Here is an 11,200-nt window from a genome sequence, read left to right as displayed (position 1 = left end):
TCCTGTGTATTGGAGTTATGGTATAAGGGTTGCGGGCGGAAGGCCGTCGGGGTCCTGGTCGATTGAGACCGTTTGCTGGCTTTGGCCTCCGCCCGCTCTTGATAATCCCAACCTGAACAGTTGACAGAGGCCGTGAGCGCGGACCTCGTAGCACAGGATGAGGCTTGCCATGGTACACCCTGTTTACATCGGATGCGACGTTGCAAAAGCACATCTCGATCTTTTCGACGCCGCAACCCAGACATACATCCGCATCGCCAACACTGTCTTGGCCATTGATGAATGGCTTGCCACTCTTGAGGGACGTGAGGCGTGCGTCATTCTGGAAGCAACCGGACGCTACGACCGGCTCCTGTGCACGGCACTGGAAAGGTGGCAACGACCCTATTGCCGGGTCAATCCAGCCAGAGCCCGCGACTTTGCAAGAGCCACCGGCCAGCTTGCCAAAACCGATAGCATTGATGCGCGACTGCTTTCGCGCATGGGTAGGACGCTTTCACCACCCGTCAATACACCACCAGACCCGGGCCGTCAGCGGCTCGAGACCCTGCATACGCGCCGTGATCAGCTCGTTGCCATGCGTCAGCAGGAACGTGTGCGCCTTCATACAGCAGATCCGTGGGAACGGGACAGTATCGAGCGCCACCTTGGCTGGCTCGATGCCGAGATTGCAGCAATCGAAAAAGCGTGCCAGTTGCACGTGAGGGCAAACGCGACGCTGGATGAGAAAAGCGCCAGGCTTCGCTCGATCCCCGGCGTCGGTCAGGTGACGGCGCTCACGCTCATGGCTCACATGCCGGAGCTGGGCGACAGCTCTCCTGGCGGCATGGCAGCCCTTGCAGGACTTGCTCCCTTCAATGCCGATAGCGGCATCCATCGGGGCCAGCGCCATATCCAAGGCGGTCGAAAGCGTGTGCGCGATGCCCTCTACATGGCAGCCCTTGTCGCTTATAGAATGAGATCGCCATTCGCATGCCTCATTCAAACCATGCAGGCCAAAGGCAAACCGTTCAAGGTCATGATCATCGCCATCGCCCGCAAACTGCTCGTTATCGCAAACGCCATTCTCAGAGACAAAACCACCTTCAGAACAACTTGAAACAACACGGATCAATACAGTTGCCAGCTCGAAAGCGTGTGCGCGATGCCCTCTACATGGCAGCCCTTGTCGCTTATAGAATGAGATCGCCATTCGCATGCCTCATTCAAACCATGCAGGCCAAAGGCAAACCGTTCAAGGTCATGATCATCGCCATCGCCCGCAAACTGCTCGTTATCGCAAACGCCATTCTCAGAGACAAAACCACCTTCAGAACAACTTGAAACAACACGGATCAATACAGTTGCCAGCCAGCCCAAGTCCTTGGGCTGAAAGGGTACTTCTCGCCGCCCAGACGCGCGTCGGCTGGATTCCTGTGACAAGCACAGGAATGAGGGAAGCCGAGGTGGCTGCATGCGAAAATCCACGTTCGCCCAGTGTGGCGAGCCTTATCCCACCAGCGGAAGCAGCTCGGGGCTGATCAGCGCGCCGTGGTGACCAATGACGGTTGCCGCCGCTCTTGCCGCGAAGGTGGCGGCCTCTTCGGGAGAGCTTCCGGTCACATAACGCGCGAGGAAGGCGCCGTTGAAGCTGTCTCCGGCGCTTGTCGTGTCCACCACATCCACAGCCTTTTCCGCCGGGGCGTGGCTGCGGCTGCCGCCGAAATCGAGCGTTGCGCCCTTGGCACCATCCTTCACGACGATGTTTTCAACGCCGAGCGAACGGTAGCGGGTGATGGTCGCTTCCACGGAGACATCGCCGAAATGGCTGGCCTCGTCATCGAAGCTCGGCATGACCAGCGTTGCGGCGCGGGCACCATTGGAGATCGTCTCCAGCATCACATCCCTGTCGGCCCAGAGGCGCGGGCGGATGTTGGGGTCGAAGACCACCAGCTTGCCGGCCGCTTTGGCGCGGCGTAGTTCCGCGAAGAACGTATCGACATCGTGGGCGGAGGCGAGAATGGCGAGCGTGATGCCGGAGAAATAGACCACATCCGCACTTTCGACCGTCCTGCGCAGGTGATCCGCGTCGGTGGCCAGTTGTCTTGCGGCGGCCGCATTGCGCCAGTAGCTGAAGGTGCGTTCGCCATCCTTCAGGTTGATGAGGTAGAGACCGGGTGTGCCGCCCTTGATACGGCGGATTTTTTCGGTGCCGATGCCGGCTTCCGTGATGAAGGCCAGCATGTCTTCCGACAGCGGATCATCGCCGAGCGCCGTAAAATAATCGACGGACCAGTCCTGCGGCAGGCAGGCCCGGGCATACCAGGCGGTATTGAACGTATCCCCGGCGAAACCCTTGCGCAGCAGCCCGTTTCCGGCCTGCGACAGTTCCACCATGCATTCGCCAATCGACAGAAATCGTCCGCCCACGCTGTCATCCTCCCGTTTTTTCCAGCCATGCGGCTTACGACGAGTGCGCGCTGCTGACAAGGGCGATGTGGCTCGTTTGTGCATGTGCGAAGTTCCGGTTTACGTGGGCGCATGGGCTTTATATTCTCCCAGCGTGACACCCTCAGGAGATCGCTGATGACGCTACCCCATGCCCCGGTCCACAAACCTCAAGCGCAATCGGACTGGTGGAAAGGAGCGGTGATCTATCAGGTCTATCCGCGCTCGTTTCAGGATACGACCGGCGACGGATATGGTGATCTCGCCGGGGTGACGAAACGTCTGCCCTATATCGCCTCGCTCGGTGTCGATGCCATCTGGCTCTCCCCCTTCTTCACCTCGCCCATGGCCGATATGGGTTATGACGTTTCCGATTATTGCAATGTCGATCCGATGTTCGGCACGCTTGCCGATTTCGACGCCCTGATGGCCGAGGCGCACCGGCTGGGACTGAAAGTCATCATTGACCAGGTGATTTCGCATACGTCCGACAAACATCCGTGGTTCGTGGACAGCCGTGCAAGCCGCATTAACAGCAAGGCGGACTGGTATGTCTGGGCCAATCCCAAGCCGGATGGCACGGCACCCACCAACTGGCTTTCCGTGTTCGGCGGGCCGGCCTGGGAGTGGGACGGGGTGCGCAAGCAATATTACATGCACAGCTTCCTCGCCTCGCAGCCGGACTTGAATTTCCACAATCCCGAGGTTCAGGATGCGTTGCTGGAAACCGTGCGTTTCTGGCTCGATCGTGGTGTGGATGGTTTCCGGCTCGATACCGTCAACCATTATTTCCATGACAAGCTTCTGCGCGACAACCCGCCGCTTGTTGACGATGAAAGCTTTGGTCTCGATGCGTCTGACGTCAATCCCTATGGCATGCAGGACCATCTCTATGACAAGACGCGGCCGGAAAACGTGGCTTTCCTCAAGCGCTTCCGTGCGCTGCTCGACGGCTATGAGGGCCGCGCCACGGTGGGCGAGGTGGGCGATGGGGCGCGATCGCTGAAGACGGTCGCGGCCTATACATCCGGCAATGACAAGCTCAACATGTGTTATACGTTCGATCTTCTTGGGCCGGATTTCAGCGCGAAGCATCTCCGCGCCTCGGTCGAGACATTCGGCAAGGTGGTGACGGATGGCTGGGTGTGCTGGGCTTTCTCCAACCATGATGTGGTGCGCCATCTCAGCCGTTTTTCCGAAAGCGTGGAGGAGCAGACGCGGGTGGCGAAACTCGCCATCTGCGTTCTTGCCAGTCTGCGCGGCTCCATATGTCTCTATCAGGGCGAGGAGCTGGGTCTGACCGAGGCCGAACTTGCCTTCGAGGATCTGCGCGATCCCTATGGCATCCGCTTCTGGCCCGCCTTCAAGGGGCGCGACGGATGCCGCACGCCGATGGTATGGGAAACGGGTAAGCCGAATGCGGGCTTCTCAAGTGCCGAAAAGCCGTGGCTGCCGGTGCCCTATGTGCATGCCATGCAGGCCGTGGATGCGCAGGAACGCAAGCCGGATTCGGTTCTCAACCATTATCGGGCAGTGCTGTCCTTCCGCAAAAGCCATGGCGCGCTGCGCGACGGCGACATGCATTTCATCAAGACCAATCTCGATGTACTGGCCTTCACGCGGCAGAAGGGTGAGGAAAAACTGCTGTTCGTTTTCAACCTGACCCGTGAGCCGGTGGAATTTCCCGTGCCGAAGGCCATGAGTGTTACGGATATCCTGCCGATGCCGGGTTTTGCGCCGCTCTATGATGCTGACATCGTCAAGCTCGAGGGGATGGATGTGTTTTGCGGGATCGTTGCATGAGCGGCCAATTTGTCATCGGAAACGCCGCCGATTACCCTGATGCGTGGTGCCTTTTACGGCACCGCCTGTGGCCGGATACCACGCCCGCCGAACATAGGGCGGAGTTGCAGGAGGTCTCCGAAGCGGGGGCTGGATTTATCGTCCACGACCCGGCCGGACTGGCCATTGGTTTTGCCGAGGTCAGCCTGCGGCGGGACTATGTCAATGGCTGTGATACATCGCCGGTGGCGTTCCTTGAGGGAATTTATGTCGAGGAGGCATTTCGCAAACGGGGCGTTGCCGCCCTTATGGTGGAGGAGGTCATCCGCTGGGCAATTGGCCAGGGCGTAAGCGAGCTTGCTTCCGATGCCGATATTTCAAACGCCGATTCCCATCGCATGCATGCGGCGCTGGGGTTCGAGGAAACGGAACGGGTGGTTTATTTCCGCAAGGTGCTGTCCTCAGAGTCATAATCTATTTGTGTTTTTGAATTTAATTATAGTATAATTTATTTAATTTTATTATTTATATTGAATTTCATCAGTTCTGCGCAAGTTTTGTTGTTTAATTATGAAGAATAAAAATATTCTTCGGTTTATTTCATTACTAGAAGCGGGAACTCTTATCATGTCTGTTTCGCTCAAGAGCTTTAATCAGTCCGCGGGAGGCAATTCCGGCGCTTCGCGTGCCAAAACTCAGGCCGTCGCTGCGCCGTCGGTCAGGACCATTTTTGCTGGGCAATCGTCAGTTTCGGTAAGTCAATCGGCTAAAACCTCTTCAATCGATAATATATCGTCGTCTGTCTTCATGAAAAATCTAAAAGCCAAGCTTTCGACGGCAGGGGACGATCCGGCGCAATATCTGCGTGCCAGATCTATGATGGACGCTCTGGAGCGCGGACGTCTGACAGTTTTGGACCCGACGCAAGGAAAATCGGCCAGTGCATGGGATCCAAGCCAGAAAAATGCCAAGGCGACGACTACCAAGGAGATCGTCAAGACCAACTGGGTTGATTTTCTGAACGCGCAACTCAAACGTAGCGACGACGGCGCCCTTTCGAAAGATGGCAACGGGAGCTATATCGACAAGGCGACAGGTGGTAATGCCTATTTCGGCAGGGTCGCGGGCAAATATTATTACGTGACATGGCCCGCAGAAACCAAACCGTGAGGCCGCTTTTGCGGCCTCAAATGCAGATTAAGTATTTTCCCTTTCTTCCGCCGGCATCATCAGATCAGCGCAAACCGATCCACATCCACCATACCCATATCCGAAATCTTCAAATGCGGAATGACGGGCAGCGGCAGGAAGGCGACCTGCAGGAAGGGCTCCTCCAGCGTCGTGCCGAGCGCGTAAGCGGCCTTGCGCAGGGTGTGCAGCGTGTCGCGCACCGTCTCGTAAGGTTCGAGGCTCATGAGCCCTGCAACGGGAAGCGCGATTTCGCCGGTCACCCGGCCGTCTTCCACCACGACGAAACCGCCCTTGATTTCGCCGAGCCGGTTGGCGGCGAGCGCCATGTCGTCTTCGCTCACGCCGACGACGCAGATATTGTGGCTGTCATGGCCGACGGTAGAGGCGATGGCGCCCTTCTTCAGCCCGAAACCCTGGACGAAACCATTGGCGTGATTGCCGTTCTTGCCATGACGTTCGATGACGGCAACCTTGATGATGTCGTTTTCGAGATCGACGGTCGTCTGGTTGCCATCCGTCGGCAGCGTGTAACGGCGATGTTCGGTAATGATCTTGCCGGGAAGCACGCCCATGACAGGGGTTTCGCCTTCCGTGACCGGCACACCAAAATGGGAGGCGAGTACCGGTCTGGCCTTGACGCTGTCGAGACCGACAGGCGCCACGGGCTTGCGGGTGGCAAACAGCGCGTCATCGACGATGCGGCCGCCGGAAAACACCATGCTCGCCTTGCAGTTCTGCAATGTGTCGATGACCACAAGATCGGCGCGCCAGCCGGGTGCGACAAGACCGCGATCGCGCAGGCCAAAGGCTTTCGCGGCGGAAATCGAGGCTGCACGATAGATGGCGAGCGGTTCCACGCCGCTGGCGATCGCGGTGCGGATCATATAGTCGAGATGGCCCTGTTCGGCGATATCGAGCGGGTTGCGATCATCCGTGCAGAGCGCCAGGTAGGGCGACAGGCGTTCGGTGATGATGGGCATCAGCGCATGCAGGTCCTTCGAGACCGAGCCTTCGCGCACCAGAATATGCATGCCCTTGCGGATTTTCTCCAGCGCCTCCGGGGCGCTCGTGCATTCGTGCTCCGTGCGGATGCCGGCGGCGAGATAACCATTCAGCGCCGTTCCAGACAGAAGCGGTGCGTGGCCATCGATATGCTGGCCCTGAAAGGCCTCCAGCTTTGCCATACACACTGGGTCCTTGTGGATGACGCCGGGGAAATTCATGAATTCGGCAAGCCCGATGACCTTCGGGTGATTTCGGAACGGCAGCAGCTTTTCGATCGGCAGATCGGCGCCCGACGTTTCCAGATGGGTGGCGGGCACGCAGGAGGACAGCTGCACGCGGATGTCCATGATGGTTTCCATGGCGCTGTCGAGGAAGAACTGAAGCCCTTCCGCGCCCAGCACATTGGCAATCTCATGCGGGTCACAGATGGCGGTGGTGACACCATAGGGCAGAACGCAACGGTCGAACTCATGCGGCGTGACGAGCGAGGATTCGATATGGAGATGTGTATCGATGAAACCCGGAACGACGATTTTTCCGGAAATGTCTATTTCGCGAAGACCTTTATAGTCTCCACATGTGCCAACGACAGTATCGCCGCAAATAGCAATGTCCGAGGCAACAAGTTCTCCGGTCACAAGGTCGAAAAAACGGCCGCCCTTGAGAACCAGATCTGCCGGCTCTCGGCCAGTACCCTGATCGATGCGTGATTCTAACTGGGAACTCATGGGCTTTTGTTCGACTCCTGGTATTGTTTTCATGCGATATTTTCTTTCATTTACATTCTGTGGTTGTTTTCCGCCTCTTTCTTCGCCTTTTCGTGGTTTTTAAATATAGTGATAGTAAAAAATTTTCATATTCGTGTTATCTTATTTATAGTGTCGCATAATGGAGCAGAGCCGGGAGGGCGAAAGCTTTATGCTTCGAGGGAGAGCGGTTTGGCCGGGTTCTTACGAATTTCGGTTCGACCGTAACATTCCCGGGAAGGAAAATAAAAGATTCTGATGTTGAAACGAATTTCAACCCAGCAATTGGCTGTGGGCATGTTTATCGAAGCGGTCGAGGGGACGTTTTCGAACCATAAAATTACACAGAAGTATCGTTTTCTTTTGCAGCGCGAGGAGGTTGTGCAGCAGCTGAAAAAAAGCGGGGCTGAGAGCATCGTCATCAATACTGCCAAAGGCAGCGATGTCGGTGCCAGCCAGGACCCGGGGAGCGCCGGCGTGTCGCAGACGGATCCGTCTCCATCGATGGTAGCAGCGGTCACGCAGGTGGTTCGTTCGGCCGCGGATGCGATCGCCGAGACATTTTCGGTTGCCGAAGGCGGCGGTTGTGTTTCTTTCGAGAGCATGACGGCTGCGTCGGGAAAGATTTCCAACGCCATTCAGGCCAATCCGGCCGTTTTCATCGGCGTCACCCGCCTGAAATCGAAGGATGAAACGACCTTCGTGCATTCTGTTTCCGTCAGCGGCCTGATGATCCTCTTCGGTAATTATCTCGGGCTGAACAAGGAAACGGTCAACCTGCTCGGCGTCAGCGGCTTGCTGCACGATATCGGCAAGGTCGAAATACCCTCATCCATTCTGAACAAGACAGAGGGGCTTTCCATCGAGGAGCGGGAGATCATCAATCTTCACCCCGCATTCGGTCGGGATATCCTGTCCCGTGACGGGCAGATGCCTGACATGGTGCTCGATGTCTGCTTCAATCATCACGAGCGGATGGATGGCGGCGGTTATCCCAGCGGTCGCGCCGGTGGCGAGATCAGCCTTCACGCGCGCATTGCGGCGATTTGCGATGTCTATGATGCCGTCACCTCGGTCAGGCCCTACAAGAAGCCATGGACGGCGAATGACGCGCTGACCTGGATGCTGCGCCGGGACGGACATTTCGACATACAGCTTCTGAAGAAATTCGCGCTGTGCATCTCGGCTTCGCTGCCGAGGGTTTAGTTGCTAAAGACGATCGCCATATTGAGGCTGTCGATATAGCGCCCGTTGATCGAAACGGCATCGCGGGCCCGGCCCTCATGCACAAAGCCGATCTTTTCATAAAGCGCGATGGCTCGGGCGTTGTCCGCATGCACGCTCAATTCAATACGATGCAGCCCGAATTCGCGGGCAGCATCAAGCGTCCGCCCCATCAGCCGTCCGCCCAGCCCCTTGTCACGATAGGCCGGCAGGATGCCCATGCCGAGCGTGCCGCAATGGGCGCGGGTTTCTCTGCTCACGCGGCGAATATCGCACCAGCCGATCACTTCACCATCCGCAATCGCCACGAATTGCGGATGGTCGTTTTCGATCATGTCGAGAACGAAGGCGCGCACCGCTTCGAGCGGCGGCGCCTCCAGAAAGCTCAGATATTTCCGCTCGCGCGACACCGCATCGAGAGCACGATGAAAGCTCTCAACGTGCTCCGCCCGGATAGGCTCGATGGCGACGGTGTCATCGAGCGCCATCACGCGGCCTTGGTCTTCGCCTTGCGGGTCAGATGCACCACGACATTCTCGATCATCCGCATGCCGGCGTCCTGGCCGAGCGTCATGATCGATTCCGGGTGGAACTGAACGGCGGCCACCGGCTCCTTGGCGTGTTCGATGCCCATGATCGTGCCGTCCTCGCTTTCCGCGGTGATGATGAAATCACGCGGCAGGGTGGTGGGGTCGGCGAAGATCGAATGGTAACGACCGACGGTCACTTCCTTGCCAAGACCGGAGAAAACGAGACCGGGTTCCAGCACGCGAATGCGCGAAGGCTTGCCGTGCATCGGCACTGCCAGCTGGCGCAGTTCGCCACCATAGGCTTCCGCCAGTGCCTGCAGACCGAGGCAGACGCCGAAGATCGGCAGGTCGCGGGCACGGGCGGCCTTGATCGTTGCCTTGCAATCGAAATCGGTCGGGCTGCCGGGGCCGGGAGACAGTACAACGAGGTCCGGCTGGAAACGATCGAACACGTCGGCTGCGACCGGCGATCTGACGGTCGAGACCGTGGCGCCCGTCTGGCGGAAATAATTCGCCAGCGTGTGCACGAAGCTGTCTTCGTGGTCGACGAGCAGGATCTTGACGCCGGAGCCGACCTTGGCGGCATCGCGCTTGGTGGTGGCAGAGTTGGTGCCTTTTGCGTCACGGATGGCGGCGATCATTGCGGAGGCCTTCAGTTCGGTTTCGGCTTCTTCTTCCTGCGGATTGGAATCGTTGAGCAGGGTCGCGCCGGCGCGCACTTCAGCGATGCCGTCCTTGATGCGGATGGTGCGCAGCGTCAGGCCGGTATTCATGTCGCCGTTGAAGCCGACCATGCCGATCGCACCGCCATACCAGGCGCGCGGGCTCTTTTCATGACCTTCGATGAAACGCATGGCCCAGAGTTTCGGCGCACCGGTGACGGTGACGGCCCAGGCGTGGCTGAGGAAGCCGTCAAAGGCATCCATGTCGTCGCGCAGGCGGCCTTCGATGTGGTCAACCGTGTGGATGAGGCGCGAATACATCTCGATCTGGCGGCGGCCGATGACCTTCACCGAGCCCGGCTCGCAGACGCGGCTCTTGTCGTTGCGGTCCACATCCGAACACATGGTGAGTTCGGACTCGTCCTTTTTCGAGTTGAGCAGTTTCAGGATCTGCTCGCTATCGGCAATCGGATCGTCGCCGCGCTTGATGGTGCCTGAAATCGGGCAGGTCTCGATGCGGCGGCCGGAGACGCGCACGAACATTTCCGGCGATGCGCCGACCAGATATTCCTGATGGCCGAGATTGATGAAGAAGGAATAGGGCGAGGGGTTGATCGCCTTCAGGCGGCGTGAAATTGCCGAGGGATTGCTTTCGCAGCGTTCCATGAATTTCTGGCCGGGAACCACTTCGAACAGATCGCCGCGGCGGAAGCTTTCCTTGGCTTTGACCACCAGTTCGGAATATTCGCCGGGGCGGTGATCGCCCTTGGGCGGGATCGTATCGGTGGTCTTGAAGGGCTCGGGCGCGATCTCGGAGGATTTGCCATCCGTCGTCACACCGTCCTTCTCGAAATCGTAACGGTCGATCCAGGCCTTGGCGGAATAGTGGTCAACGACGAGAATTTCATCGGGCAGGAACAGCACCATGTCACGCTGGTCTTCCGGGCGCGCCAGCGAAAGCTTGATGGCGTCGAACTGGAAGGCAAGATCGTAACCGAAGGCGCCGAACAGGCCGATGGCCGAATCCGCGCTCGAATAGAAGAGATCGACGATGGCTCTGAGAGCGGTAAAGACCGTCGGGATTTTCGAGCGTTCTTCTTCGGTGAAGACGCGGTCCGGTTCGTTGACGGTGAGATCGAGGCGGCGGGTCGAGGAGGCGCCGAGGGTAATGTCGGGGGTCGCCTTCAGCTTTTCGGTGATGAAATCGAGCAGCACTTCGCCGCGGCCATTATAGGCTTCGATCCACATCTTGCGGCCAAAACAGGAAATGCCGAGCGGCGGATCGACGATGGCCGTATCCCAGCGGGTGTAACGGCCCGGATATTCATAGTTGGACGAAAAAACCGCGCCGCGATGGGAATCGAGCTTTTCGATGTAATTATCGATGGCGTTGGCATAATCGGTGGGCCGGCGCTTTCGGCTGACCTGGATGCCGCCTTTCGTCTCGTAGGTTTCCGCTCCGTCATCCTGAATGATCGTTACCATTTCTTTCGTACTTCCTGTTGTTCAGGCCCGATGACAGGCGGCAAAATAACAAAAAAGCCGCCTGAAAATTCGGGCGGCTTGGACTTTGTCTGAAGACATGACTGGTCAAGGCCGCGTAAAGCTGCTCCACCACCAGTTAGCAATGTTC

General features: G+C 58.0%; 10 protein-coding genes. 6 read left to right on the top strand and 4 right to left on the bottom strand.

Annotated elements, in window-relative coordinates; translation table 11 throughout:
- Positions 1-169 precede the first annotated feature (169 nt).
- Both O8B93_RS09735 and O8B93_RS09730 read left to right on the top strand, forming a co-directional pair.
- Positions 170-1,099, top strand: a complete 930-nt coding sequence (locus O8B93_RS09735; protein WP_269709592.1) for an IS110 family RNA-guided transposase — start codon at positions 170-172, stop codon at positions 1,097-1,099.
- 56 nt (positions 1,100-1,155) lie between these two features.
- Positions 1,156-1,323, top strand: a complete 168-nt coding sequence (locus O8B93_RS09730) for a hypothetical protein (protein ID WP_269709591.1) — start codon at positions 1,156-1,158, stop codon at positions 1,321-1,323.
- Between the two features lie 165 nt (positions 1,324-1,488).
- Here O8B93_RS09730 and O8B93_RS09725 read toward each other — a convergent pair whose 3' ends face one another.
- Positions 1,489-2,409 carry a sugar kinase gene (locus O8B93_RS09725; RefSeq protein ID WP_269709590.1) on the bottom strand — a complete coding sequence of 307 codons (921 nt, stop codon included), beginning with the start codon at positions 2,407-2,409 and terminating at the stop codon, positions 1,489-1,491.
- Positions 2,410-2,565: 156 nt separating this feature from the next.
- Here O8B93_RS09725 and bglA point away from each other — a divergent pair, with 156 nt between their 5' ends.
- The 3 genes from bglA to O8B93_RS09710 all read left to right on the top strand — a co-directional run bounded on the left by bglA (position 2,566) and on the right by O8B93_RS09710 (position 5,379).
- Positions 2,566-4,230 carry a beta-galactosidase BglA gene (bglA, locus tag O8B93_RS09720; protein WP_269709589.1) on the top strand — a complete coding sequence of 555 codons (1,665 nt, stop codon included), beginning with the start codon at positions 2,566-2,568 and terminating at the stop codon, positions 4,228-4,230.
- Positions 4,227-4,682, top strand: coding sequence for an aminoglycoside 6'-N-acetyltransferase (gene aac(6'), locus O8B93_RS09715; protein WP_269709588.1), 456 nt, complete (start codon positions 4,227-4,229; stop codon positions 4,680-4,682). The genes bglA and aac(6') overlap by 4 nt, the downstream gene beginning before the upstream one ends.
- Positions 4,683-4,836: 154 nt before the next feature.
- The gene (locus O8B93_RS09710) at positions 4,837-5,379 is read left to right on the top strand and encodes a hypothetical protein (protein ID WP_269709587.1); all 543 of its coding nucleotides are present in this window, start codon (positions 4,837-4,839) and stop codon (positions 5,377-5,379) included.
- A gap of 59 nt (positions 5,380-5,438) precedes the next feature.
- Here O8B93_RS09710 and ade read toward each other — a convergent pair whose 3' ends face one another.
- Complete coding sequence (gene ade / locus O8B93_RS09705; protein WP_269709586.1) at positions 5,439-7,133, bottom strand: adenine deaminase; 1,695 nt, start codon at positions 7,131-7,133, stop codon at positions 5,439-5,441.
- Positions 7,134-7,409: 276 nt separating this feature from the next.
- Between ade and O8B93_RS09700 the strand changes: the two genes are divergently transcribed.
- Positions 7,410-8,357 carry a cyclic di-GMP phosphodiesterase gene (locus O8B93_RS09700; RefSeq protein WP_269709585.1) on the top strand — a complete coding sequence of 316 codons (948 nt, stop codon included), beginning with the start codon at positions 7,410-7,412 and terminating at the stop codon, positions 8,355-8,357.
- On the opposite strand, the gene O8B93_RS09695 is transcribed toward O8B93_RS09700, so the two are convergent.
- Both O8B93_RS09695 and O8B93_RS09690 read right to left on the bottom strand, forming a co-directional pair.
- Positions 8,354-8,863, bottom strand: coding sequence for a GNAT family N-acetyltransferase (locus tag O8B93_RS09695; RefSeq protein WP_269709584.1), 510 nt, complete (start codon positions 8,861-8,863; stop codon positions 8,354-8,356). The two genes, O8B93_RS09700 and O8B93_RS09695, sit on opposite strands and share 4 nt — an antisense overlap.
- Positions 8,863-11,052, bottom strand: a complete 2,190-nt coding sequence (locus tag O8B93_RS09690; protein ID WP_269709583.1) for an anthranilate synthase — start codon at positions 11,050-11,052, stop codon at positions 8,863-8,865. Before O8B93_RS09690 ends, O8B93_RS09695 begins: the two co-directional genes overlap by 1 nt.
- Positions 11,053-11,200 lie beyond the last annotated feature (148 nt).

Origin of the sequence: Martinezella rhizogenes, from assembly GCF_027460065.1 — a bacterium.
Classification (GTDB): Bacteria; Pseudomonadota; Alphaproteobacteria; order Rhizobiales; family Rhizobiaceae; genus Agrobacterium; species Agrobacterium rhizogenes_C.
This window is presented reverse-complemented; position numbering and strand designations above follow the sequence as displayed.